The 23798-nt window shown below is 53.8% G+C and carries 20 protein-coding genes, 1 tRNA gene, 1 other RNA gene and 1 pseudogene; 19 read left to right on the top strand and 4 right to left on the bottom strand.

What is annotated here, in order from left to right; translation table 11 throughout:
• Positions 1-213: 213 nt before the first annotated feature.
• Together smpB and ACTQ1N_RS05395 are read left to right on the top strand one after the other, a co-directional pair.
• Positions 214-678, top strand: coding sequence for an SsrA-binding protein SmpB (gene smpB / locus ACTQ1N_RS05390; protein WP_441955370.1), 465 nt, complete (start codon positions 214-216; stop codon positions 676-678).
• A 75-nt stretch (positions 679-753) separates the two neighbouring features.
• Entirely contained in the window at positions 754-1290 is a 537-nt protein-coding gene (locus ACTQ1N_RS05395) for a 3'-5' exonuclease (RefSeq protein WP_441955372.1), read from the top strand.
• Between the two features lie 73 nt (positions 1291-1363).
• Here ACTQ1N_RS05395 and ssrA read toward each other — a convergent pair.
• Positions 1364-1708: a transfer-messenger RNA gene (ssrA, locus tag ACTQ1N_RS05400) on the bottom strand.
• A gap of 151 nt (positions 1709-1859) precedes the next feature.
• On the opposite strand from ssrA, the gene ACTQ1N_RS05405 reads away from it, so the two are divergent.
• The 10 genes and pseudogenes from ACTQ1N_RS05405 to ACTQ1N_RS05450 all read left to right on the top strand — a co-directional run bounded on the left by ACTQ1N_RS05405 (position 1860) and on the right by ACTQ1N_RS05450 (position 12817).
• Positions 1860-2558: a GTP pyrophosphokinase gene (locus tag ACTQ1N_RS05405; RefSeq protein WP_441955374.1), complete on the top strand. Its 699-nt coding sequence runs from the start codon at positions 1860-1862 to the stop codon at positions 2556-2558.
• Positions 2559-2561: 3 nt separating this feature from the next.
• The gene (locus ACTQ1N_RS05410) at positions 2562-3263 is read left to right on the top strand and encodes a response regulator transcription factor (protein ID WP_321048440.1); all 702 of its coding nucleotides are present in this window, start codon (positions 2562-2564) and stop codon (positions 3261-3263) included.
• On the top strand, positions 3238-5178 hold the full coding sequence (locus tag ACTQ1N_RS05415; RefSeq protein ID WP_441955377.1) for an ATP-binding protein: 1941 nt from the start codon (positions 3238-3240) through the stop codon (positions 5176-5178). The genes ACTQ1N_RS05410 and ACTQ1N_RS05415 overlap by 26 nt, the downstream gene beginning before the upstream one ends.
• Positions 5126-6598, top strand: a complete 1473-nt coding sequence (locus ACTQ1N_RS05420) for an NAD(P)/FAD-dependent oxidoreductase (protein WP_441955379.1) — start codon at positions 5126-5128, stop codon at positions 6596-6598. Before ACTQ1N_RS05415 ends, ACTQ1N_RS05420 begins: the two co-directional genes overlap by 53 nt.
• Before the next feature lie 38 nt (positions 6599-6636).
• Positions 6637-7278 (top strand): annotated as a pseudogene (cmk, locus tag ACTQ1N_RS05425) ((d)CMP kinase); the annotation flags it as partial.
• 132 nt (positions 7279-7410) lie between these two features.
• Positions 7411-8307 (top strand): 4-hydroxy-3-methylbut-2-enyl diphosphate reductase, encoded by an 897-nt coding sequence (ispH, locus tag ACTQ1N_RS05430; protein WP_441955537.1) that lies wholly within the window; start codon positions 7411-7413, stop codon positions 8305-8307.
• On the top strand, positions 8274-9362 hold the full coding sequence (rpsA, locus tag ACTQ1N_RS05435; RefSeq protein WP_154523838.1) for a 30S ribosomal protein S1: 1089 nt from the start codon (positions 8274-8276) through the stop codon (positions 9360-9362). The genes ispH and rpsA overlap by 34 nt, the downstream gene beginning before the upstream one ends.
• Before the next feature lie 89 nt (positions 9363-9451).
• The gene (locus ACTQ1N_RS05440) at positions 9452-10885 is read left to right on the top strand and encodes a ribonuclease H-like domain-containing protein (protein ID WP_441955381.1); all 1434 of its coding nucleotides are present in this window, start codon (positions 9452-9454) and stop codon (positions 10883-10885) included.
• A gap of 142 nt (positions 10886-11027) precedes the next feature.
• Positions 11028-11771, top strand: a complete 744-nt coding sequence (locus tag ACTQ1N_RS05445) for an iron-sulfur cluster assembly scaffold protein (RefSeq protein WP_441955383.1) — start codon at positions 11028-11030, stop codon at positions 11769-11771.
• 35 nt (positions 11772-11806) lie between these two features.
• The gene (locus tag ACTQ1N_RS05450) at positions 11807-12817 is read left to right on the top strand and encodes a GGGtGRT protein (RefSeq protein ID WP_441955385.1); all 1011 of its coding nucleotides are present in this window, start codon (positions 11807-11809) and stop codon (positions 12815-12817) included.
• 224 nt (positions 12818-13041) lie between these two features.
• Here the strand turns inward: ACTQ1N_RS05450 and ACTQ1N_RS05455 are convergent, their stop codons facing one another.
• Positions 13042-14640, bottom strand: a complete 1599-nt coding sequence (locus ACTQ1N_RS05455) for an NAD(P)H-hydrate dehydratase (protein WP_441955387.1) — start codon at positions 14638-14640, stop codon at positions 13042-13044.
• A gap of 192 nt (positions 14641-14832) precedes the next feature.
• Between ACTQ1N_RS05455 and ACTQ1N_RS05460 the strand changes: the two genes are divergently transcribed.
• From ACTQ1N_RS05460 to ACTQ1N_RS05470, 3 genes are all read left to right on the top strand, one after another.
• Positions 14833-16125, top strand: a complete 1293-nt coding sequence (locus ACTQ1N_RS05460; protein ID WP_441955389.1) for a diaminopimelate decarboxylase — start codon at positions 14833-14835, stop codon at positions 16123-16125.
• 16 nt (positions 16126-16141) lie between these two features.
• Positions 16142-16456, top strand: a complete 315-nt coding sequence (locus ACTQ1N_RS05465; protein ID WP_441955391.1) for a type II toxin-antitoxin system HicB family antitoxin — start codon at positions 16142-16144, stop codon at positions 16454-16456.
• 197 nt (positions 16457-16653) lie between these two features.
• A tRNA-Leu gene (locus ACTQ1N_RS05470) sits at positions 16654-16736 on the top strand.
• A gap of 70 nt (positions 16737-16806) precedes the next feature.
• Here the strand turns inward: ACTQ1N_RS05470 and ACTQ1N_RS05475 are convergent.
• Positions 16807-17214, bottom strand: coding sequence for a type II toxin-antitoxin system HicB family antitoxin (locus ACTQ1N_RS05475; RefSeq protein ID WP_441955393.1), 408 nt, complete (start codon positions 17212-17214; stop codon positions 16807-16809).
• A 117-nt stretch (positions 17215-17331) separates the two neighbouring features.
• Between ACTQ1N_RS05475 and ACTQ1N_RS05480 the strand changes: the two genes are divergently transcribed.
• Positions 17332-18000 carry a trimeric intracellular cation channel family protein gene (locus ACTQ1N_RS05480; protein ID WP_441955395.1) on the top strand — a complete coding sequence of 223 codons (669 nt, stop codon included), beginning with the start codon at positions 17332-17334 and terminating at the stop codon, positions 17998-18000.
• A 78-nt stretch (positions 18001-18078) separates the two neighbouring features.
• Here the strand turns inward: ACTQ1N_RS05480 and ACTQ1N_RS05485 are convergent, their stop codons facing one another.
• On the bottom strand, positions 18079-19494 hold the full coding sequence (locus ACTQ1N_RS05485; protein WP_441955397.1) for a tRNA(Met) cytidine acetate ligase: 1416 nt from the start codon (positions 19492-19494) through the stop codon (positions 18079-18081).
• 308 nt (positions 19495-19802) lie between these two features.
• Between ACTQ1N_RS05485 and ACTQ1N_RS05490 the strand changes: the two genes are divergently transcribed.
• The 3 genes from ACTQ1N_RS05490 to ACTQ1N_RS05500 all read left to right on the top strand — a co-directional run bounded on the left by ACTQ1N_RS05490 (position 19803) and on the right by ACTQ1N_RS05500 (position 23722).
• Entirely contained in the window at positions 19803-21320 is a 1518-nt protein-coding gene (locus tag ACTQ1N_RS05490) for a 4Fe-4S dicluster domain-containing protein (protein ID WP_441955399.1), read from the top strand.
• Between the two features lie 182 nt (positions 21321-21502).
• On the top strand, positions 21503-22507 hold the full coding sequence (gene pta, locus ACTQ1N_RS05495; RefSeq protein WP_441955401.1) for a phosphate acetyltransferase: 1005 nt from the start codon (positions 21503-21505) through the stop codon (positions 22505-22507).
• A 15-nt stretch (positions 22508-22522) separates the two neighbouring features.
• Positions 22523-23722, top strand: a complete 1200-nt coding sequence (locus tag ACTQ1N_RS05500) for an acetate/propionate family kinase (RefSeq protein ID WP_441955403.1) — start codon at positions 22523-22525, stop codon at positions 23720-23722.
• The last annotated feature ends 76 nt before the right edge of the window (positions 23723-23798 follow it).

Consider the following 23798-nt stretch of genomic DNA (forward strand, 5'->3'; position numbering starts at 1 on the left):
GCGGTAATATAAGAATCGTGCGGGGCAAGGTATCCATCGCCCCGCACTTTTTCTGATCACAGAAACAGCTGCCGGAGGCTGAAGAATAAAACCGCGAGGGAAGCGGACAGACTGGCGGTGGAGCAGGCATGCGATGCAGAGAACAGCAATCGGAAGAAATCGCAGCGGCCGGGCAGAAGAGTTGTTGGAGACCGGAAGTTCAGGAGAAGAAGAATGGGAAAGGAATCAGTCAGACTGATCGCAAACAATAAAAAGGCTTATCATGACTACTTCATCGATGAGACATACGAGGCAGGAATCGCGCTTGTAGGAACAGAAGTCAAGTCGCTTCGGATGGGGAAGTGCAGCATCAAGGAAGCTTACATCAGCATGGTCAACGGAGAAGCGCTGATCTACGGCATGAATATCAGCCCGTATGAGAAGGGAAACATTTTCAACAAGGATCCGCTCCGGCCAAGGAAGCTTCTTCTTCACAGGCAGGAGCTTAACAAACTTTGGGGAGCCATCCAGCAGAAGGGTTTTACCATTGTTCCGCTCAAGGTTTACCTGAAGGGATCGCTTGTGAAGGTCGAAATCGGAGTAGCAAGAGGAAAGAAGCAGTACGATAAGCGGGCAGATATTGCGAAGAAGGATGCAAAGCGATCAATGGAGCGGGCATTCAAGGAATACAACCGCTGAACATTGAGCGCGCCGGCAGGACAGAATGTGCGGATGCGGGAAGCATTCAGACTGGATCCGGCAGAGGAGATGGCTATGTCGCAGTTTACGGTATTCGATGTAGAGACGCCAAACAGAATGAACAACCGGATGAGTGCGATCGGCATCACGATCATTGAGAATGAACAGATCGAAAAGGAATTCTACACACTTGTCAATCCGGAGACTCATTTTGATTCGTTTAATACGATGCTGACCGGGATCAGCGAAGAATCCGTCCGGAACGCACCTTCCTTTCCGGAGGTCTGGGAGAAAATTGAGCCATACATGTCAGGCGGCCTTCTGGTGGCGCATAATGCTCAGTTTGATATGGGGGTTCTGAAGAAATGTCTGCTTGCCTATGAAATTGAATGGAAGCCTTATGCGTACTATATCTGCACGGTCCAGATGGGAAGACGTCTCCTTCCGGGAATCAGCCACAAGCTGAACGATCTGTGTGACTACTATGGAATTGCACTCGATCATCACAAGGCGGACAGCGACAGCAGAGCCTGTGCTCAGATCCTCCTTCGGTATCTTCAGAGTGGGGCGAACATCAGACCGTTCATTCGAACCTGTTCGCTGAACCGGTGAAGGGGGGAAGAGCGCACATGGAATGCGGCTGCGAAAAAAATCCGAACTCATGAGAGTTCGGATTTTGCATGATAAGTGGAGTAGACGAGAGTCGAACTCGTGTCCGAAAGCCAATCCCCTGTCCTTCTACTATCGTAGTCTGTCTATTGACATTCCCTCCGCCGCACGGGAACAGACACCCTTGCGGTTTCAGTAGCTTCATGATACGCCCATATGCTCAAAGCTTTGCATAAGTCGTTTCCTGCAAGTTCGATACCTGAGTCTGCAGTGCAGGTGCTTCAGATCAGGCAGTTGCAGCCGTCAGGCTGCAGCGAGTTCAACGTTGTTATCAGCGTTTATATTTAGGTTGGGATTTAACGCATCACCCTGCGGATAGCTTCTCCAGCTTCACAGCCCCCGTCGAAACCTTTACTACCCCGGAGGTGAATCTGTACATCCAGTATACCGTCTGCAGGACAAACCGTCAAGGAAGGATCAATTATCTAAAAACAGGCCGAAAGTTTTTCACAGTTCCAACACTGCTGCGTGGTATCATAGTAAAAATGTGTAAAATAACCAGGAGTGAAGAGATGATGAACCAGGAGATCCGGAGCCAGGCCGAGGAGCGGGGCAGGCAGAAGAATGGGGACGGCCTGTTTGAGGAGACGAAACAGTTTGAAGAACTGATGATGATGTATGACTGCGCGATCCGGCAGGTTCAGACGAAGCTGGAGATTCTGGATGAGGAGTTTTCTGTCAGATACAGGCGTAACCCGATCTCCTCGATCGAGAGCAGGGTCAAGACGCCGATGAGTATCTACAGAAAACTGAAAAAACGGGGGCAGGAAATTTCAGTCAAGAGCATCGTCCGGAATCTGAACGATGTGGCAGGAGTCCGTGTCATCTGCAATTTCATTGACGACATCTATGACATCGCGCGGATGCTCGGAAGGCAGGACGATCTGAAGGTCATATCCATCAAGGATTACATCAGAAACCCGAAGGAGAACGGGTACCGCAGCTATCACATGATTGTCGAGATCCCCGTTTACTTTTCGCGGACAACCCGGTACCTGCGCGTGGAGATCCAGATCCGGACAATTGCGATGAATTTCTGGGCGAGCCTTGAGCATCAGATCCGGTACAAAAAGACACTGCCGGGGGATGTCGATCTGAATGCAATCTCTGCGGAACTGCGTGAGTGCGCGGATACGATTGCGGAGACAGACAGGCGGATGCTTGATATCAAAAACCGCCTGGCAAAATATGAAGACATGGAGGAGGAATGAGCGATGGAGACATTGAAGGTGATGGTCGTCGATGATGAGGAACGGATGAGGAAGCTTGTCCGGGACTTTCTGGTCAAGAAGAATTTTGAAGTCATCGAAGCCGGGGACGGCGCCGAGGCAGTTGACAAGTTTTTCTCGACACGGGACATTGCGCTGATCATTCTGGATGTCATGATGCCGAAAATGGACGGCTGGGAGGTTGTCCGCGAGATACGGAAGGAGTCGAAGGTGCCGATCATCATGCTGACGGCCAAATCGGATGAGCGGGACGAAGCGCTGGGCTTTGAGCTCGGAGTTGACGACTATGTGTCGAAGCCGTTCAGCCCGAAGATTCTGGTTGCGCGTGTGGAAGCCCTCCTGCGCAGGAGCGGCGCATTTGGATCGGATGATATTCTGAAGGCAGGGGCGATTGAGATTGACAAGGCCGCGCATCAGGTTCAGATCGACGGACAGCCGGTGGAACTTTCGTTCAAGGAATTTGAGCTCCTGACCTATTTTGTGGAGAACCAGGGAATCGCGCTGTCGCGTGAGAAGATTCTCAACAGCGTCTGGAATTATGACTACTTCGGGGATGCCCGGACGATTGATACACATGTCAAGAAACTGAGAGCAAAGATGGGACAGCGCGGCAACTATATCAAGACCATCTGGGGGATGGGCTACAAGTTCGAGGCGGACGATGAGCAGAAAGAAACAAAAGAATAAGCGTACGTCCATATCCAGACAGCTGACGGTTACCTTCCTGTCGATCATCGGCATCATCATGCTGCTGATGTTTCTGGCCAACACCTTTCTGCTGGAAAAGTTCTATGAAAGGCGGCTGGAGAACACCCTTGTCTCTATGTTCGAGATGGCGGACGAACATGTGACAGCGGATGGGCTGAATCAAACATTTTTTAATAAAAACTTCCTGGAGACGACGCAGAAGAACAGTGTGATCGCTGCGATCACGGATGCGGACTATGTTCCGGTTCTCGTATACGGAACGGGAAACGACAGCCTTGAGATCCTGTCCGCAAGACTGAATGGATATATATGGGGGATCGACCAGGGCAGCCAGGTTGTAAAGAAGGAGAGCAATTACACAATTCAGAAGAAGAAGGATGACCATCTGGGCAATGCCGTCTATCTGGAGCTGTATGGAACCTTCACGAAAAACGGCTACCACATCCTGCTCCGGGTCCCGGTGGAGAGCATCCGGACATCTGCAAAGATTTCCAATGAGTTTGTCATGTACATGATCCTGCTGGCCATTTTCCTCAGTGTAATCATGATCGGCTGGATGTCGAAACGGCTCACAAAACCGCTGACAGAGCTGACAGAGCTGTCCGAGCGCATGGCAAACCTGGACTTTAATGCCAGGTATACGTCGGGCGGCACGAATGAAATCGGGCGGCTGGGCGAGCATTTCAATCAGATGAGTCAGACCCTGGAAAAGACGATCTCTGAGCTGAAGACAGCCAACAATGAATTACAGGCGAATCTGGATGCGAAAATCAAGGCGGAGGATGAGCGCCGCGAGTTTCTGTCGAATGTCTCGCATGAGCTGAAGACGCCGCTGGCGCTGATCCAGGGATACGCAGAGGGACTGCAGGATTGCGTCAATGATGATCCGGAGTCCAGAGATTATTATTGCAGTGTCATCATTGACGAGGCCGGGAAGATGAACCAGCTGGTCCGTAAGCTGATGGCGCTCAATCAGCTGGAATCCGGCTATGACAAGGTGGAGATGACACGGTTTGATCTGGCAGAACTCATCCGTGGAAAAACCGCCTCCACAAAGATCCTGGCGGACCAGAAGGGTGCTTTGATCGAGGTGCAGTGTCCGACCTGTGTCCATGTCTGGGGGGATGAGTTCAAGGTAGAAGAGGTTCTGACCAACTACCTCAGCAACGCCATCAACCATGTGGAAGGGGCGCTGAAGATCCAGATCCGGGTAGAGGAGGACATTGAGCGAGGTGTCGTCCGCACAACAGTCTTCAACACAGGAAAGCCGATTCCGGAGGAGGATCTGGAGCATGTCTGGGACAAATTTTTCAAAGTCGACAAGGCCCGGACCCGCGCTTACGGGGGGTCCGGCGTCGGCCTGGCGATTGTGAAGGCAATCATGGAGTCCTTCCACCAGCGTTATGGCGTCCGCAACGTGGAGGATGGCGTGGAATTCTGGTTTGAGCTGGAAGACGGAGACGGCGAGCTGGTGGATGAAGAGATGGAGGATGAAAAAAATCTTCTGACAAGGCAGGGCGGCGAAGCCGGCGGGCAGGCCAGGACTCCGATCTTCAGGCGGACCGAGGGCTCCAGGGAGGAGGATCTGGAATACAGAAGACAGCTTCAGCGGCAGCAGGAGGCTGCTGCGAGGAAAGAGCAGGCCCGCAGAGAACGTGAAGAGGAAAACCGTGCAGTAGATGCTGTCTGGGTGCCGGTCGGAAAAAAGGCGGGCCGAAAAGAGGATCCAAAGGATCAGAAGACGGCCGAAGGCCGGCAGGATGCAGAAGAAAGAATGGAAGACGGGATCAGAAAAGATGAGGCAGGAAGCAAAAAGCCGGAGAACGAGGGAGCAGAGAGTTGTGAGGGGGAAAGCAGGAAGCCAGTCGACAGCTCTCCAGAGGGCAGCCTGTAAGAAGGTTTCCGGAGGGAAACCGGCCGGGAAGACAAGTCTCCTAAGCAAGCCGGGAAAAGGGACGCCCGGCGCGGACGTATTAGTCGTCGGCGGAGGAGCGGCAGGCATGATGGCAGCCTGTGCGGCGGCGGAAGCCGGCGCTCGTGTGATCCTGCTCGAAAAAAATGAAAAGGCAGGGAAGAAGATTTATATTACCGGAAAGGGCAGATGTAATTTCACCAATGCCTGTGATCCGGAAGATTTCCTGAGCCAGGTTTCCTGTCATGCCTCCTTTTTATACTCGTCCGTCTACGGGTTCGACCCGGCGGCAGTGATTGCGTGGTTTGAGGAGCATGGCTGCCGGACAAAGGTGGAGCGCGGAAACCGGGCTTTTCCTCAGAGCGATCACGCCTCGGATATCACTAAAGCGCTTGAACGGGCGATGCGGGAGAGCGGGGTACAGATCAGGCTCCATTCAGAGGCTGCCAGGATTATATTTTCGGGACAGCAGGATGAAGCCGGGCAGGAAGATGCGCTCATGCCGGACGGCTCCGAACATCGCAGGGAGAAGACGGCAGACAGGGCGGATGAGCAGCGGACGGTCAAGGGCGTCTGTCTGTCCGATGGGACCGTTGTTTCGGCGAAAGCAGTTGTGATCGCGACAGGGGGCCTTTCCTACCCGACAACGGGCTCTACCGGTGACGGGTACCGGATTGCAGAAAAGGCAGGCCATACGGTGGAACCCTGCAGTCCTTCGCTTGTTCCGCTCTGCTGCGCGGAGGAAGACCTGTTTGAGATGCAGGGTTTGTCCCTGAAGAATGTAACGCTCCAAATCTTCAATGGGAAGCGGAAAGTCTGGGACGGATTTGGTGAGATGATGTTCACGCATTTCGGCGTGACGGGACCGCTGGTTCTGACAGCAAGTGCTGACCTTGCCGACTGCCTGAGGAAGGGACAGATGAAGGCGGAAATCGACCTGAAACCAGCGCTGTCTGAAGAAAAGCTGGATGAGCGGATTCTGAGAGCCTTCGAACAGAACCCGAACAAGGAGATCCGCAATGTGGCGCCTGAGGTGTATCCTCAGAAGATGGTTCCTGTCCTGCTCAGACGGTGCCGGATTGATCCGCAGAAGGCGGTCAACAGTATCACAAAAGCTGAGCGCGCCAGCCTTGTCCGTGAAACGAAGCATTTTTCCTTTACGATTACACATCCTGGAACTTTCCGGGAGGCAGTTGTGACGCACGGAGGCGTCCGGGTTCGGGAAGTCGATCCGGGGACGATGGAGTCCAGAAAAACGGCCGGGCTGTTCTTTGCAGGCGAGGTGCTTGATGTTGACGCGCATACCGGCGGGTATAACCTGCAGATTGCCTGGTCAACAGGCCGCGCAGCAGGCCTTGGGGCAGCGGCATACGCAAAGGCCTGCAGCAAGGAAGCCGAATGAGAGATGAGAGACAGAATAACCTGAGTGAGGGAGGGGTCATGAGTTTTTCTATTGCAATTGACGGGCCTGCGGGAGCGGGAAAGAGCACAGTTGCGAGGCGTGCGGCGCAGAAACTGGGATTTGTGTATGTTGACACAGGAGCAATGTACCGCACCATCGCCCTTTATATGCTGGAGCACAAGGTGGATGTAGAGAACCAGAATGCGCTGAAGGAGGCACTGAGCCAGATCGAGATTGGGGTTCGATATCAGGACGGTATGCAGCAGATGCTCCTGAATGGAGTGGATGTCAGCGGACGAATCCGGACGCAGGAGGTGTCGGATCAGGCTTCTGTGACGGCAGCGAAGCCGGCGGTGAGGCAGAAGCTTCTGAATCTTCAGAGAGAACTCGCAGGTCATGAAAATGTGATCATGGACGGACGGGATATCGGCACACGCATCCTTCCGGATGCGCCGCTGAAAATTTTTCTGACAGCCAGCAGCAGGGAGCGGGCCAGACGCCGGTATGCGGAGCTTCAGCAGAAGGGGGAAGCCTGCAGTCTTGAAGAGATTCAGAGAGAGATCGAGGAACGCGACGACCGGGACAGTCACAGAGCGGAAGCACCGCTCAGGCAGGCGGATGACGCCATTCTGCTGGACACCTCAGATCTCAGCGCAGAGGAGGCGGTGGACAGAATTGTGAAGCTGGCAGAGACGGCGATGCGCGATGCGAAAAAAAAGGAGGGTGCCAGGCGAGATATCCATTCACCTGAGGCGAGGATTCAGGAACTGAAAGTCCTGATGCAGAGGGCGGACAGTCCGCTGAAGGGCCAGCTGTGGGTATCGGATGACGGAAAGGCGGCTGTCTATCTGGCTGCCAGCGCCGGCTTCTGCTTTGGAGTCCATCGGGCAGTGGATACAGTCTACGATCAGATTAAGGAAGGAAAGCCACCCATCTGTACCTACGGACCCATCATTCACAACGAGATGGTGGTTGCGGATCTGAAACGGCATGGTGTCGTGGAGATCGATGACGAGGCGCAGCTGTCCGGGATCAGGGAGGGGACGGTTGTGATCCGGTCACATGGCGTTCCGGAGCGCATATACGAGCAGATCAGAGGGCAGGGGCTGAAACTGGTTGATGCAACCTGTCCGTATGTGAAGAAGATTCATCAGATCGTAAAGGAGAAGAGCGCGGAGGGCTTCCAGATCGTCATCATCGGCAACGCGCATCATCCGGAGGTGGAAGGCATCATGGGATGGTGCAGTTCCCCGGCGATTGTAATCGGTACGGAGGAGGAGGCGCAGAAGCTTGTGGAGAGTGGCATTCAGAAGCCCCTTTGTGTCGTCAGCCAGACAACCTTTAATCTGAAGAAATTTCACAAACTGGTTGAAATCATTACGCAATTGCGGTATCATGAAAGCGCTATATTGAATACTATATGTAATGCAACGGAAGAGCGGCAGACGGAAGCTGATGCGATTGCACAGATTGCAGATGCGATGATCGTAATCGGCGGCAGAAACAGTTCAAACACACAGAAGTTGGTTGATATCTGCAGAAAAGAGTGCGAAAGCACCTTTTTTGTGCAAACTTTCGATGATTTGAATCTTCGGCTAGTGCCATCCAGGGGCATCGTTGGTATTTCAGCGGGGGCATCTACCCCAAACAATATTATCGAGGAGGTTTCAAAACAATGTCGGAAGACAATACTTTTGAACAGATGCTGAATGAAACATTTAAGCCGATTCATGTCGGGGAAGTCGTTGAGGGAGAGGTCATCGATGTAAAGCCGGATGAAGCGATCCTGAATATCAACGGCAAGTCAGACGGAATTCTCACAAGAAACGAGTATTCCAATGAACCGTGCGACCTCACTGAAAAGATTCATGTTGGCGACAAGATGGAAGTCAAGATCATGAAGGTCAACGATGGCGAGGGTCAGACCGTTCTGACGTACAAGAGACTGGCTGCAGAGAAGGGCAACAAGAGACTGGAGGAGGCCTTCAACAACCATGAGGTACTCAAGGCACCGGTTGTCCAGGTCCTTTCTGGCGGGCTTTCCGTTGTGGTCGAAGGCGCCCGCGTCTTCATCCCGGCATCTCTTGTGTCTGATACATATGAGAAGAATCTCGACAAGTACAAGGATCAGGAGATCGAGTTCGTTGTCACTGAGTTCAACCCGCGCAGACGCCGCATCATCGGCGACCGCAAGCAGCTTCTTGTTGAGCGCAAGAAAGAGCTGCAGAAGGAGCTGTTCGAGCGGATTCATGTCGGCGACCGCGTCGAGGGTGTTGTCAAGAACGTGACAGACTTTGGCGCATTCATCGATCTGGGCGGCGCAGATGGACTCCTTCATATCTCCGAGATGTCCTGGGGCCATGTTGAAAACCCGAAGAAGGTCTTCAAGGTTGGCGAAAAGGTCGAGGTCATGATCAAGAACATCAACAGCGAGAGCGGAAAGATCGCGCTGACCCGTAAGTTCCCGGATGCAAATCCGTGGAATGATGCGTCTGAGAAGTACGCAGTCGGAACCGTGATCACCGGCAAGGTTGCCCGCATGACAGACTTCGGTGCATTTGTCGAGCTGGAGCCGGGTGTTGATGCTCTGCTTCATGTTTCACAGATCTCTCATGAGCATGTGGACAAGCCGTCCGATGTTCTGAAGGTCGGTCAGGAGATCGAGGCGAAGATTGTCGACTTCAATGGCGAGGATCACAAGATTTCCCTGAGCATGAAGGCCCTTGAGACTTCCGCTCCGAAGAGCGATGCTGAGGAAGAGTAATCTGTTTCATTGAATTTTGAAAGAGCTGCGGCGTTTGCTGCAGCTCTTTTTTTGAAGGCGGCCGTACACCATCAGGTGCGGAGCATGGGATGAAGGCGGAAGACGTGTGCCGGAAGAGGCTGTCTTCACGGCCGGAACTGATGAAGAGACGCATCTACAAATACAGACAGGTTTGGCTGGCAGAGCGGGGAGCAGCAGGGGGAGACCGGATGATTCAGACAACACATCGTACAGTGGCTGATGAGCGCTACATCGCGGCAATGGAACTCAACCCGGAGACATGCATCTATTTTGATATTGAGACGACGGGGCTGAAGGCGGAGACCTCCCATCTGTATCTGATTGGCTATGCCGTGCAAAAACAACCGGGAAGCTGGGAGATCACGCAGCTTTTTGCAGAACAGACAGAGGATGAGCGGCGCCTTCTGAAGGCCTTCTCTGACATCTGCATGCGGTACCGGACGGTCATTCATTTTAATGGAGACCGGTTTGATATCCCGTATCTGGAAACTAAATACCGGGAGTATTCGATGCCGTCCCCATTTTGCCGGATGGATACAGCGGATATCTACAGAATGGTCAGGCCTTATAAGGAACTTCTTGGGCTGGAAAGGCTGAATCAGAAAACAATCGAGCAGTTCCTCGGACTCAGACGAAAGGACCGGTACGATGGAGGACAGCTGATCTGGATATACAGGGCGTACAGAGATGGACGTTCGGAAGACCCGAAGGGGGATCTTGAAAAGCTTCTGCTCCACAATTACGAAGATGTGCTTGGAATGCTGTCGCTGACAATGCTGACGGCCTACCCGGCTTTCTTTCAGATGGTGAAGGACAGCGAGATAAACAGTGAGAAAAATGGAGAGATGGATGGCGGCAGTGAAGAACAGGAGATTCGGAGGGATCTGCCGGCTGTAGACGTACGGCGCTGCAGCTGCTCGGTGGGACTGAGCACCGCGAATCTGTCAGACGGTGCAGGGGAAGATGACGTGGAACAGGCAGAGGGAGAAATGTGCGCCGAGGAGCTCAGGCTGAGTCTTCGGATGCCAGTCCCGGTGCCTGTCCCGGTTTCCGGCGAGGCAGCCGGCTACTCACTGGAGCTTTACGGAACGAAGGCGGAAATTCATATTCCACTGAGGGAGCGGACATTGTTTCATTTTTTTCCGGACTATAAAAACTATTATTATCTTCCTGCTGAGGACAGGGCTGTTCATAAGTCTGTCGGACAGTTTGTGGACAGCCGGTTCCGGGAACAGGCAAAGGCAGAGAACTGCTATATCAGGGTGCGCGGAGTCTTTCTCCCATGTGCGTCTTCGCCTGCAGACAGGCAGGGGGAGGGAGCGGGCCGGACGTTTGAAGACGCTCTGGTATTTTTGGAGAGCCGAAAGGATAAAGCCGGGTGGATTCAGCTGACCGACGGGGTTATGGAAAGGCTCCGGTCGGACAAGGAAATGGCTCTTTCCTATGTCTGCAGTCTGCTTGCAGGCGTTTGCAGAAAACGGAAAAAACAGACGGACAGATGAGACAGAACCAGGCCTTGAAGGCCCAGGACTGCATCGGAAATGGGCATCGGAAATGCCGCTTCCGGGTCTGTACTTTTTAATCAAAATATGCGAAAATACACACGAACTGTGAACTTCTACATTGTTGAAAGGAGTTTTTGACATGATTTATTCACGAGAAGTAGAAGAGATGTGCCCGGTTGCACAGGGTGTGCATCATGGCGCTGCTCCGATCCCGGAGGAAGCGAAGTGGGTACAGGCGAAGGAAGTCAAAGATATTTCCGGATTCACCCATGGTGTAGGCTGGTGCGCACCGCAGCAGGGTGCCTGCAAGCTGTCCCTGAATATCAAGGAGGGTGTCATTCAGGAGTGTCTTGTTGAGACCATCGGATGTTCCGGTATGACGCACTCCGCAGCAATGGCTTCTGAGATCCTTCCGGGTCTGACGGTTCTTGAGGCTCTGAATACGGACCTCGTCTGCGATGCAATCAATACAGCCATGAGAGAGCTGTTCCTTCAGATCGCCTATGGCCGCAGCCAGTCTGCTTTCTCTGAGAATGGTCTTCCGGTCGGCGCCGGCCTTGAGGATCTCGGCAAGGGAATGCGTTCCCAGGTCGGAACCATGTACGGCACACTGAAGAAGGGCCCGCGTTATCTGGAGATGACAGAGGGCTATGTCACCGGCATCGCGCTGGATGAAGACAGCGAGATCATCGGCTATACCTTCGTATCTCTTGGAAAGTTCACCGACTTCGTGAAGGGTGGAATGGCTCCGAACGATGCATGGGAGAAGGCAAAGGGACGCTATGGCCGTGTGCAGGATGCAGTGAAGATTCTGGATCCTCGTACCGACAAGGAAGTCGCCCTCAAGGATGTCCTGAAGAAGGACGATGCGCTTCTGAAATAAGGCTGATGGGCTTTTGAGATAAGGAGGATACGATAATGGCTTTATTTGAATCATATGAGAGACGTATTGACAAGATCAACAGCGTCCTCAATTCATATGGCATCTCTTCCCTCGAGGAAGCACAGCAGATCACAAAGGATGCCGGACTGGATGTCTACAACCTGATCAAGAGCATTCAGCCGATCTGCTTCGAGAACGCATGCTGGGCATACATCACCGGCGCTGCAATCGCAATCAAGAAGGGCTGCCGCAAGGCGTCTGACGCGGCTGAGGCGATCGGCGAGGGCCTTCAGGCATTCTGCATCCCGGGTTCTGTCGCAGACACCCGTAAGGTTGGTCTTGGACATGGAAGACTGGGCGCAAGACTGCTGGATGAGGAGACAGAGTGCTTCTGCTTCCTTGCAGGTCATGAGTCCTTCGCGGCTGCTGAGGGTGCAATCGGAATTGCAACCAACGCAAACAAGGTTCGTAAGAAGCCGCTGCGCGTCATCCTGAACGGACTTGGAAAAGACGCAGCGCAGATCATTTCCCGTATCAACGGCTTCACCTATGTTGAGACAGAGTATGATCCGTACACCAATACCGTCAAGGAAGTTTTCCGCAAGAGCTATTCCAACGGAGTTCGTGCTTCTGTCAACTGCTATGGAGCAAACTCTGTACCGGAGGGCGTTGCAATCATGTGGAAGGAGAACGTGGATGTCTCCATCACCGGTAACTCCACCAACCCGACCAGATTCCAGCACCCGGTAGCAGGCACCTACAAGAAGGAGCGCCTTGAGGCTGGCAAGAAGTACTTCTCTGTTGCATCCGGCGGCGGCACAGGCCGTACTCTGCATCCGGATAACATGGCAGCAGGTCCGGCTTCCTATGGCTTCACGGATACCCTTGGACGCATGCATTCCGATGCACAGTTCGCTGGTTCTTCCTCCGTCCCGGCTCATGTCGAGATGATGGGTCTGATCGGCGCCGGCAACAACCCGATGGTCGGCATGACGGTTTCTACCGCTGTCGCAATCGAGGAAGCTGCAAAGGCTGGAAAGTTCTGATCTGTGTGATCAAAGATCAAAAAAGCGGTTCGCATCAATTTGGTGCGGACCGCTTTTTTTCAGAATAGTGCCATATCAACAGACATGTCTGAAGCTGAAAGGGGAAACCTGAACGGGGCTGCCGATTCTTCGACGGCAAGGCGTCTGGACGTGAAGGGCAGGTCTGTCTTAGAAACGAATACCTTTCAGCGACACAGGATCTGGAGATGAAGGGCAGGCATGTCCTAGAAGCGAATCCCCTTCAGCACCTCCGGGAGAAAGTCCGCCAGGTCTCCGGCTTTCATGCTCCTTGTGCCGAGGGCTTCTGCAGCCTTGTCTCCGGCCATTGCATGAAGAAGGACGCCGGCCTGTGCTGCATCAAAGGGCTCCAGTCCCTGCGCCAGCAGAGAACCGATGATACCGGTCAGAGAATCGCCGGAGCCGGCAGTTGCCATGCCTTCATTGCCGAGTGTGTTGAGCATCGTATCAGCACCGTCTGTGACGACGGTCCGTGCACCCTTCAGGACGACCGTCATTCCCGTCTTCCGGGAATAGGATCGCGCAACATGAACAGGGTCGGTCAGAATTTCATTCATCGGCGAATGAGTAAGCCGGCTCATTTCTCCCGGATGTGGGGTGATGACAGCCGAAACGTCACAAAAATCTGTCCCGGGGGCTGTGTCAGATACAGAATCGGACAGTCTTTCGGGCGAAAGAAGCTTCTGATGCTCTGCCAGAAGGTTCAGGGCATCCGCATCGAGGACGGCAGAACCTCTGTAGTTCCGAAGGAAGGCCGTCAGTATCGAGAGACTGGAGGCGTCTGTTCCAAGCCCCGGACCGACTGCAGCTGCATCACACCATAAGAGCCATCGGGCAAGCAGTTTCCTGCCGTCCGAATCCGGAGAGAGATCGGCCGGCCACGGGGCAAAGAGCGCTTCCGGGACAGCGGTCTGGACCGCAAGCCGGTTGTCAGGATGAGACAGCACGCACACCATTCCGACGCCGCTCCGCAGTGCAGACCTGGCAGCCAGGATTGCAGCGCCGGCCATACCGGTATTTCCGGAGATGATGAGCAGCTTTCCGCAGTCACCCTTGTGGTCATCGGCATGCCGCCTGGGTAGAAGGGCGGACAGATCGTTTTCCTCCAGCGTATAAGCCGGGGCGTTTTCCCTGTCCGGATTGCTGCAGCCAGAGACTGCCTGAAAGCCGGCGTGGAAGGGAACAGAATTCCGAATTCCGACATCGCAGGTGATCAGCTTTCCGCAGCGTTCAGCACCGGGGAACAGCTTCTGCCCGAGCTTTTCAAACTGGAAGGTGACCGTCAGGTCTGCATGGATGGCCGTGCCGAGAATCTGTCCGTTGTCGGCGGACACGCCCGATGGCATATCCACTGAAAGCACCGGTGTATCCGACCGGTTTACAGCGTTAATGAGATCAGCATACCTTCCCAGAATTTCCCGTGAAAGGCCGATTCCGAACAAGGCGTCGATGATCAAATCGTAGCCGGAGAGACTGGCATCATCTGGGAGAACCTGTCCGCCGCAGCGCTGGAAGATGTCCTCCTCCAGCTGGCATTGTTTGGTCATGCGGGCATGTGTCCCGAGAAAGAGGACATCCGCCCGGATCCCCAGATCCATCAGAAGCCTTGCAGCGGCAAAGCCGTCCCCACCATTGTTGCCGCTCCCGCACAGCACAAGCACATTCTCTGGATGAAAATGTTTCACCGCCGCGTCTCTGACAGCGAGCGCGGCACGCTCCATCAGGACTTCGGACGGGATCCCGTATTGCATCATCGTGGAAACGTCACACGATTTCATTTCCGAACTGTTTAAGAGAACTTTCATGCCATCACCTCCCAGTCGGCTGTCAGAAATATTTTAGCAGACAATTCACCCGATGAGAAGAAAAAAACAGAATAATGACGGCAGGAGACGGTTCGGCACTGGTCATCTGGAGTTACACTTTACAGTTTGCCGTCATTTGTGTTAAATAAGATGGAATGCGATTGTTTGACTCAATTGATCAGGAGGCGCCAGGTGGTTAAAAATCCGTTCGTGACATTCGAGCAGGTACAGGAGATTGCGAAGGAGTATCCGACTCCGTTCTATCTGTATGACGAGAAGGGGATTCGGGAGAACGCAAAGAAGGTTCAGAGAGCCTTTGCGTGGAATCCGGGCTTCAAGGAATATTTTGCCGTAAAGGCAACGCCCAACCCGTTTCTGATGAAAATTCTGCATGAATACGGCTGCGGGAGCGACTGCTCCTCACCGGCAGAGCTGATGCTGGCGGAGGCATCCGGGATTACCGGACAGGAGATTATGTACTCCTCCAACGATACAGAGCCGGAGGAGTTCCGCTACGCCAATGAGCTCGGCGCAATCATCAATCTTGATGATATTACCCATATCCCGGTTGTGGAGAAGGTGCTGGGCAGACTGCCGGAGACGATGAGCTGCCGCTTTAATCCGGGCGGAGTTTACAGACTGTCGAATGGTATCATGGACAATCCGGGAGACTCCAAATACGGGATGACGGAAGAGCAGATTTTTGAAGCGTACCGGATCCTGAAGCAGAAGGGCGTGAAACATTTCGGCCTTCATGCATTTCTTGTATCCAATACCGTGACCAATGACTACTACCCGGCGCTGGCGCGGACTCTGTTCGAACTTGCCGTCAGGCTCCGGAATGAGACCGGCTGCAGCATCGAGTTCATCAACCTTTCTGGCGGCGTCGGTATTCCATATCGCCCGGACCAGGAGCCGAATGATATCCAGAAGATCGGAGAAGGCGTGCACAAGGTCTATGATGAGATCCTGGCGAGGAACGGCATGGGCCATGTGAAGATCTTCACAGAGATGGGACGCTTCATGATGGGACCGTACGGGGCGCTTATTACCAGAGCCATCAACGAGAAGCATATCTACAAGGAGTATATCGGCGTGGACGCCTGCGCGGCAAACCTGATGAGGCCGGCCATGTACGGCGCGTACCATCACATCACAGTGCTCGGCAAGGAACAGCTTCCGCATGACCACAGATACGATGTGACGGGTTCTCTGTGTGAGAACAATGATAAGTTTGCAGTTGACCGCGATCTTCCGGAGATCAACAAGGGAGACTACCTGTTCATTCACGATGCCGGGGCGCACGGCTTCTCGATGGGCTATAACTACAACGGCCGCCTCTGGTCATCGGAGCTGCTTCTGAAGGAAGATGGAAGCGTGCAGCTGATCCGGAGAAGGGAGACGCCGAGGGACTACTTTGCAACCTTTGACTGCTTCCCGGTCGGGAAAAAACTGGATGAGATTGAGGACAGGGAGAAGTTCTGAAACGGTGAAGTGACTTATGAGAGCAAAGTATCCAGCAATTTTAACGCAAGATGGAGAATGTGTGCTTGTTGAAGTACCTGACCTGGGAATTCTCACAGAAGGGAAAAACATGCGAGACGCAATCGATATGGCGAGAGATGCAATAGGACAAAAGGGCATCACCATGCATGATCACCAGCAGAAGGTTCCGGAACCTTCTGCAATCGAAGAGATTGATGTGCATGCAGGAACGTTTGCAGATGCAGGTCCTGGAACACTGGTTGCGGTGGATGTCGATTTTGATGATTTTCGAAGAGAATACGACACCAGAAGCGCGGTGAATCATGAATAAGATGCAGGGGCATCTGTACCTATTAAGTGAAGATCGTTGCCGAGGGATGCGTCTGCTGAAAAGCGGACGCATCATGATTGCAAACTTACCTTCACAACTTAACAGCCGCTGTTTGAATGATCAAAAAAGATTGTCACATCCGTCTGTCTGTGATAGAATCCAACCTGTGTGGCTTCAATTTATTTAAGAAAAGTTCAGCCGGTGTGTCGGAATGGCAGACGAAGCAGACTCAAAATCTGCGGCAGGAAACTGCGTGTGGGTTCAAGTCCCACCACCGGCATTATGAAAAAGTCCCAGGATGCTTGTTGATAACAGCATTTCCGGGACTTTTTCTTATCTTGAAGTATTTGTCAATCTATGGACTTCTGCGTCAGCCCGAGCAGCGCATCCTGAAGAAGACGGGAGAAGTTGACATTCCGCGCTTCTCCGTAGGCATTCAGCCATGCGGGAATCGTGATGTTTTTGCGGACAGCCTTCTCAGCATGCGCATCGGAGTAAGCACCCATATCAATCAGGATCAGGCTGACAAAGGCCCCCCTGCCCGGCGCTTTGATCGCTTCATAGGGCGATGCTTTCCGAATCTGCCTTCCGGATTCCATGTGGATGAGGATGTAGCGGGCGGCCTCATCGCAGATATTCTCCATCGCTTCTTCCAGTGTATCGCCGCCGGAAGAGCAGCCTTCAAGATCCGGGACCTCCACATCATAGCCGCTGTTATCGTCGTAAGGCGTAAAGATTGCCGGATAGATGAGCTTCATGTCAATTCCCCCTGCATGCTGTAATTATGATATAGTTGACGGAGTGAATGAATCATCCTCATCATACACACAATACGTATAAATTGTCAAAACAGACTTTACATACAGGGACTCTCAATGGAACAGACGGCTTTTTTTATTCCTCTGATGGATCTGATCGGGACGATTGCCTTTGCGCTGTCAGGAGCAGTGCTGGCGATCGGACGGGACATGGATATCTTCGGTGTCAATATTCTGGCGATTGTAACCGCAACAGGCGGCGGAATGATTCGCGATACGCTGATCGGCAAGTTTCCGCCGGTCATGTTCCGGAATCCGTTTTATGTCCTGATCTCTTCCATTACCGCAAACTGCTGCTTCATTTTCTTTTTCATCAAGGCGCGCAGGAAAGTAGCGATTCCGGACAACATGGTCAAGGTCTATGCGCAGGTATTTTTCTGGTTTGACACGCTGGGGCTGGCAGCATTCTCTGTCGACGGTGTATATGCGGGACTCTCCGTCGGACAGCACAGGAGCGTGTTTTTGCTGACATTTCTGGGGGTCATGACCGGTGTCGGGGGAGGCGTTCTGCGAGATCTGCTTGCAAATCAGATGCCCGTCATTCTGACGCGGAATATCTATGCCTGCGCGTCCATCGCAGGTGCACTTGTGATGGCGCTATGCCTGGAGGGCGGAGTAGAGCGGAACACGGCAATCCTTGCGGGGTTCTTTACGGTGATTCTCATCAGGTGTATGGCACACCGGTTTAAATGGAACCTGCCGAAGGTTACTTCCGGCCGCAGATAACGCAGGCATGCGCCTTTTAGGGGGCCCGGGCGCAATTTGAACCAGGGCGTATCGACAAAGCTGCAGCTGCAAGACGTTTTACAGGATTACAGGCTGTCTCCGGTATTCCGAAACCGGCAGACGGCCTGTTTGATTCTGCACAGCGAGGCTGCGGATGCGGGATGCATAGACGGTCTGAAGAAGCATCGCGCGGCGTACAGCTGCGTCATTTCCGTCTGCAGGATCGGGAGATCCGGATGGGACATGGAAGGCAGGAAGGCGCAGAGCGGCGGGAAGGTCAGAGATAACAGGAACATCGGCTTCATGCCGGATCTTCCGGATCAGCGGTTGTGCGCTCTTTCGGAAACCAAGGATACGGGCATATAATACCGGCTTCTCTGCGCGTACATGCACTGCATCCGATGTCCGGATATCCAGCAGGATGTGCAGCAGGGCGCGGCGGATCCGGGCTTCTGTCATCTGCCTGGTCTTCATGAGTGTGACGAACTGTTCAAATGACCTGTATTCATCCAGGTGATTCCGGATCCGGTTCGCCAGGTCTGGCGTGACATCCAGCCAGTCTGTGAGCGGGGTGCTTCCGTATCGTTCCTGGCAGGCCAGTTCAACCAGCCGGAGCTGAAGCATCTGTCCAAGGGCATCATCGAAGAGCAGGGCGTCATGTTCAGACGCTTTCTGAAGGAGCGCGCAGGAACTGTCTGGAAGGAGACCTTGAAGCTTGTCTGTGTCCCCATCCCGAATCAGACGGCGGACTGTCGCGGCTGAGACAAACGAGCGGCTGCTTTCCGAACCGACAAAGCCTGATGAAGAAGAATCAGGCGCATCGGAATCAGATACAGCAGTTTTGCCATGATAGCCTTCTCCAATTCGCTGAACCGGAACCGGCCTGAGCGGGCTGTGCAGCCGCTCAATGGCTTTCAGATATTCAACCGCCAGGATGTTGTTTGGCTGAGAAAGCTGCGCCGCAAGGCGGGCTGTGTCCCTGCCGGACGCATCGGAAACGCACGAACAGGAGCATGATGCCTTTGTGCCGTTGAAATCTGCATATGCTTCCATGCGTGCCTGAGGATAGGAATGCCCCATTTTCAGCCGCTTTTGAAGAAAGTTTCTGTACAATGCGGGTTCTTTTTCACGTGGGACGGCAAAGAAGTGCGCCGCACTGCTTAAAAGCGCAAGGTCCCCCGCTTCACAGCCAAATGAAAGTCCGTCGACGACGTTCAGCGCGTTCAGGAGGGCAACGCCGCCTTCCGCGAAATATTCTGCGCTCGCGCAGGCATAGCAGACGGGCAGTTCCAGCACAAGATCTGCGCCGCCGAGAAGCGCCATGCGGGTGCGCGTCCATTTGTCGGCAAGGGCGACACTTCCACGCTGTACAAAATCTGGACTCATGACTGCAATGACATAGTCCGCGCCGGACAGCTCTCTTGCCCTTTGTATCTGATAGGCATGCCCTTTGTGGAAAGGGTTGTATTCTGCAATGATTCCAACTGTCTTCATGTTTGATTCCCTGATGATGTCTTCATCCTGCGCTGACGCAGGCGGCTTTTTTTGTGAAGGCGGCCGCTTATCATCGGGTGCGGAGCACGAGATGAAGGCGGCTCGACTTTCAGAAGCCATCTTATCATGCGTACAGGAGCGGGGCAAATGAAACGGATGGACGCCTCACAGTCATAAAAACGAGATGAGGTGCAAATCTTGTATATATGATTGCCTGCAGTGGGAAAACCGATTAAAATAAATTCGTCTATACAAGGCTGTGTATCGGCACGGCCGATGTCCGTGATGCAGACGGAAAGGAGCCGTTGATGAAAGGAACCTATACATCACTAAACAATCTGAGGAGGCAGGTATTTGAAGAGGTCGCCAGGCTTGCCTATGAGCAGGCGCCCTATGAGGCATTCAATGACGTGCCCTACCATATCATTTCCGGGGAGTACGGGACATACCGTGACAGTGTCTTCCTGGAGCGGGCAGTCGTCCGCCAGCGGATCCGGCTGGCGGTTGGTCTCAGCCCGCACCGGGCGAATGAAAACCAGCCTGTGTCAAAGGGAGTGGAGGCTGCAGACAGACCGGAATGCTACTATGAACCGCCGCTGATCAATGTGATCAAGTTTGCCTGCAACGCCTGCCCGGACAACGTCATCCATGTCACGGATGTCTGCCAGGGATGTCTTGGACATCCGTGCCAGGAGGTCTGCCCGAAGGGCGCCATCAGGGTTTTCGACCACAAATCGCATATCGATCAGAGCCTCTGCATCAAGTGCGGCAGATGCATCCGGGAGTGCCCCTATGGCGCGATCACCCGTCAGGAAAGACCGTGCAGAAAGGCCTGCGGGGTTGACGCGATCCGCTCTGATGAACATGGACTGGCTGATATTGACTACGATAAGTGTGTGTCCTGCGGGATGTGTCTGGTAAACTGCCCGTTTGGTGCAATTGCGGACAAGTCCCAGATCTATCAGTGTATTCAGGCGATTCATTCGGAGGAGCCGGTCTATGCGATTGTGGCACCGGCGATTGCAGGTCAGTTCGGACCGAAATGTACGCCTGACAAACTCCGACCGCTTTTCAGGGCTCTGGGCTTTAACGGAGTCTGGCAGGTATCGGCCGGCGCAGACATCTGCACACTCCAGGAGGCGGAAGAGTTTTTAAAGCTCGTTCCGGAAAAGCAGCCGTTCATGGGGACAAGCTGCTGCCCGGCATGGTCCGCGATGGCGAAGAAGCTGGTTCCGGAGCACCCGGAGATGATTTCCATGGCGCTGACGCCGATGGTCTTCACGGGGCGTATGGTCAAGAATAAGTTCGGCAGGGACTGCAAGGTATGTTTCGTGGGCCCCTGCGCCGCAAAGAAGCTGGAAGCGCAGCGAAAGACGATCCGGTCCGATGTTGATTTTGTCCTGACCTTTGAGGAGCTGGCCGGAATGATCGCAGCCAGGGGAATCGAGTTCGATCAGCTGGAGAGTGAGCCGTGGGATTCGATTGCGTCCGGTGACGGAGAAGGCTTTGCACAGTCCGGCGGCGTTGCACAGGCGGTTGTGAATCGGGCCAGGGAGCTTGAACCGGACAAGGACGTCAAGACAATGGCGGCGGAGGGTCTGGAAAACTGTAAAAAGATGGTCATGATGGCAAAAACCGGCAAGCTGAACGGGTATCTGCTGGAGGGGATGGCCTGTCCGGGCGGCTGCATTGCCGGAGCAGGAACCATCCAGCCGGTTGCAAAGTCAAAGGCATCGCTGGCGAAGGCTGTGAAGGAAGCACCATTTGCCCGCTGCTCAGGCACATCACTCAAGGAAGCCGGGAAAGCTGCCGCACTGGACAACTGAAGGGCGGACGGATGCCGGAGGGATGTCTGCCGGGGTTTTGAACTGAATATCGTACTTGTGCCGTCAGTTGCAGAAGCCTATAATAAAAAAAGGTGTGCGCATCGCAGATTCACTGCGGCCACAATGTGCGTGAAATCGCGGACATCCAGTAAAACTGTGTATACAGGAAAGGAGCTTTTGTTATGGGATTCATGGATGAAATCAAGGCGAAGGCGAGAGCGGACAGAAAGAGAATTGTTCTGCCGGAGACCGAGGATGAGAGGACATACCGTGCCGCTGCCAAGGCGATCGAGGAGGATATCGCGGATATCATCCTGATCGGGAAGGCAGATGTCGTTGCGGCGAAGGAGAAGGAGTACGGTGTCGACCTCTCCAAGGCAACCGTGATTGACCCGGAGAAGAGTGATAAGCTTCAGAGCTACATCGACAAGCTGGTCGAGCTCAGAAAGAAGAAGGGAATGACTCCTGAGCAGGCAAAGGACACGCTCCTGAACCAGTATATCTACTTTGGCGTCATGATGGTAAAGATGGGCGATGCAGACGGTCTTGTCTCCGGTGCATGCCATTCCACAGCCAACACGCTCCGGCCGTCTCTTCAGATCCTGAAGACTGCTCCGGGTACAAAGCTTGTCTCCGCATTCTTCCTGATGAATGTTCCGAATTGCGAGTACGGTGATAACGGAACGTTTGCGTTTGCAGACTGCGGGCTGAACCAGGATCCGACAGCAGAGGAGCTGGCAGCGATCGCAGGCTCTACGGCAAAGTCCTTCAAGGCACTGACAGGCCATGAGCCGCGCGTCGCGATGCTGTCCTACTCGACGATGGGTTCCGCAAAGCATGATGATGTCACAAAGGTCCAGGAAGCGACAAGAATCGCGAAGGAAGAGTATCCGGACATCGCGCTTGACGGGGAGATGCAGCTGGATGCGGCCATTGTTCCGTCTGTCGGAGAGTTCAAGGCACCGGGCAGCAAGGTAGCCGGTCATGCGAATGTCCTGATCTTCCCGAATCTGGATGCCGGGAACATTGGCTACAAGCTTGTCCAGAGACTGGCGAAGGCAGAGGCATACGGTCCGATGACACAGGGAATCGCGGCACCGGTCAACGATCTGTCCAGAGGCTGCAGCTGGGAGGATATCGTCGGCGTCATTGCGATCACCGCTGTTCAGGCACAGATGCAGGGCTGAGAGAGGAGAAGACCGATGAAAGTACTGATTATCAACTGCGGAAGCTCTTCTCTGAAGTATCAGATTATTGATTCTGAGAGCGAGCAGGTAGAAGCAAAGGGAATCTGCGAGAGAATCGGACTGGACGGAAGACTGACTTATCAGCCGGCCGGCGGCGAGAAGGAAGTCACCGATGCTCCGATGCCGACGCACAACGAAGCGATTACCCTCGTGCTGAAGGCGCTTGTGAATCCGAAGACAGGCGTTCTGAAGAGCCTGGACGAGATTCAGGCGATTGGTCACCGCGTCCTGCATGGCGGCGCAAAGCTGACGGAGTCCCGCATTGTGGACGATGAGGTCATTGCAGCCATTGACGAGGCTTCTGACCTCGGTCCGCTCCACAACCCGGCAAACCTGATCGGAATCCGTGCCTGCCAGAAGCTGATGCCGGGCAAGCCGAATGTTGCGGTCTTCGATACCTCCTTCGGCATGACACTTCCGGAATATGCATATCGCTATGCAATCCCGACGAAGTATTATAACAAGTACAAGATCCGCCGCTACGGCTTCCATGGAACCTCTCACAGCTTTGTTTCGAAGGAGACGATCAAGTTCCTGGGGCTTGATCCGGATAACTCGAAGGTCATTGTCTGCCATCTTGGCAACGGCGCTTCGATCACAGCTGTCAAAAACAGCAAGTGCGTCGATACATCCATGGGTCTGACACCGCTTGAAGGACTTGTCATGGGAACCCGCTCCGGCGACCTTGATCCTGCAATCCTGCAGTATATCTGCAATCATGAGAAGATTGACATCAACGAGATGCTGCGCATCCTCAACAAGGAGTCCGGCGTGATGGCGCTGTCAGACGGCCTGAGCTCCGACTTCCGCGACCTTGAGGAAGCGATGGACAACGGCAACAAGGCAGCAGGCCTTGCAATTGATGCGTTCTGCTATCGTGTCGCGAAGTATGTCGGTGCTTATGTTGCAGCGATGAACGGTGTGGACGCGATCACATTCACAGGTGGTATCGGAGAGAATGCAGGGATCGTCCGCAAGAAGGTGCTCGCGCATCTCGGCTACCTTGGAATCACGATGGACGAGGAGCAGAACAAGAAACGCGGCGAACGGTTCATCCTCTCCACGAAGGATTCGAAGGTGACCGTCTCTGTCATTCCGACGAATGAGGAGCTTGCGATCTGCCGTGAGACGGTTGCGCTTGTGAACGCGCAGTAAAAAGGGGTACCCGACGCTGAATCCGCAGGGTTTTTCTCTGGATGGAACAGAAAACAGGCGGCAGCGATTGGGTACC

It is taken from the genome of Porcincola sp. LCP21S3_C12, from assembly GCF_052118625.1.
Taxonomy (GTDB): Bacteria; Bacillota; Clostridia; order Lachnospirales; family Lachnospiraceae; genus Porcincola.

Excerpts from the sequence above, each read along its gene's own strand:
- ACTQ1N_RS05475 (WP_441955393.1), bottom strand. The coding sequence starts at position 17,214 with ATGAAGCTCATCTATCCGGCAATCTTTACGCCTTACGACGATAACAGC.
- ACTQ1N_RS05410 (WP_321048440.1), top strand. The coding sequence starts at position 2,562 with ATGGAGACATTGAAGGTGATGGTCGTCGATGATGAGGAACGGATGAGG.
- ACTQ1N_RS05450 (WP_441955385.1), top strand. The coding sequence starts at position 11,807 with ATGGCTTTATTTGAATCATATGAGAGACGTATTGACAAGATCAACAGC.
- ACTQ1N_RS05415 (WP_441955377.1), top strand. The coding sequence starts at position 3,238 with ATGAGCAGAAAGAAACAAAAGAATAAGCGTACGTCCATATCCAGACAG.
- ACTQ1N_RS05395 (WP_441955372.1), top strand. The coding sequence starts at position 754 with ATGTCGCAGTTTACGGTATTCGATGTAGAGACGCCAAACAGAATGAAC.
- ACTQ1N_RS05445 (WP_441955383.1), top strand. The coding sequence starts at position 11,028 with ATGATTTATTCACGAGAAGTAGAAGAGATGTGCCCGGTTGCACAGGGT.
- pta (WP_441955401.1), top strand. The coding sequence starts at position 21,503 with ATGGGATTCATGGATGAAATCAAGGCGAAGGCGAGAGCGGACAGAAAG.
- ACTQ1N_RS05405 (WP_441955374.1), top strand. The coding sequence starts at position 1,860 with ATGATGAACCAGGAGATCCGGAGCCAGGCCGAGGAGCGGGGCAGGCAG.
- smpB (WP_441955370.1), top strand. The coding sequence starts at position 214 with ATGGGAAAGGAATCAGTCAGACTGATCGCAAACAATAAAAAGGCTTAT.
- ACTQ1N_RS05465 (WP_441955391.1), top strand. The coding sequence starts at position 16,142 with ATGAGAGCAAAGTATCCAGCAATTTTAACGCAAGATGGAGAATGTGTG.
- ACTQ1N_RS05485 (WP_441955397.1), bottom strand. The coding sequence starts at position 19,494 with ATGAAGACAGTTGGAATCATTGCAGAATACAACCCTTTCCACAAAGGG.
- ACTQ1N_RS05440 (WP_441955381.1), top strand. The coding sequence starts at position 9,452 with ATGAAGGCGGAAGACGTGTGCCGGAAGAGGCTGTCTTCACGGCCGGAA.
- ACTQ1N_RS05490 (WP_441955399.1), top strand. The coding sequence starts at position 19,803 with ATGAAAGGAACCTATACATCACTAAACAATCTGAGGAGGCAGGTATTT.
- rpsA (WP_154523838.1), top strand. The coding sequence starts at position 8,274 with ATGTCGGAAGACAATACTTTTGAACAGATGCTGAATGAAACATTTAAG.
- ACTQ1N_RS05455 (WP_441955387.1), bottom strand. The coding sequence starts at position 14,640 with ATGAAAGTTCTCTTAAACAGTTCGGAAATGAAATCGTGTGACGTTTCC.
- ACTQ1N_RS05480 (WP_441955395.1), top strand. The coding sequence starts at position 17,332 with ATGGAACAGACGGCTTTTTTTATTCCTCTGATGGATCTGATCGGGACG.
- ACTQ1N_RS05500 (WP_441955403.1), top strand. The coding sequence starts at position 22,523 with ATGAAAGTACTGATTATCAACTGCGGAAGCTCTTCTCTGAAGTATCAG.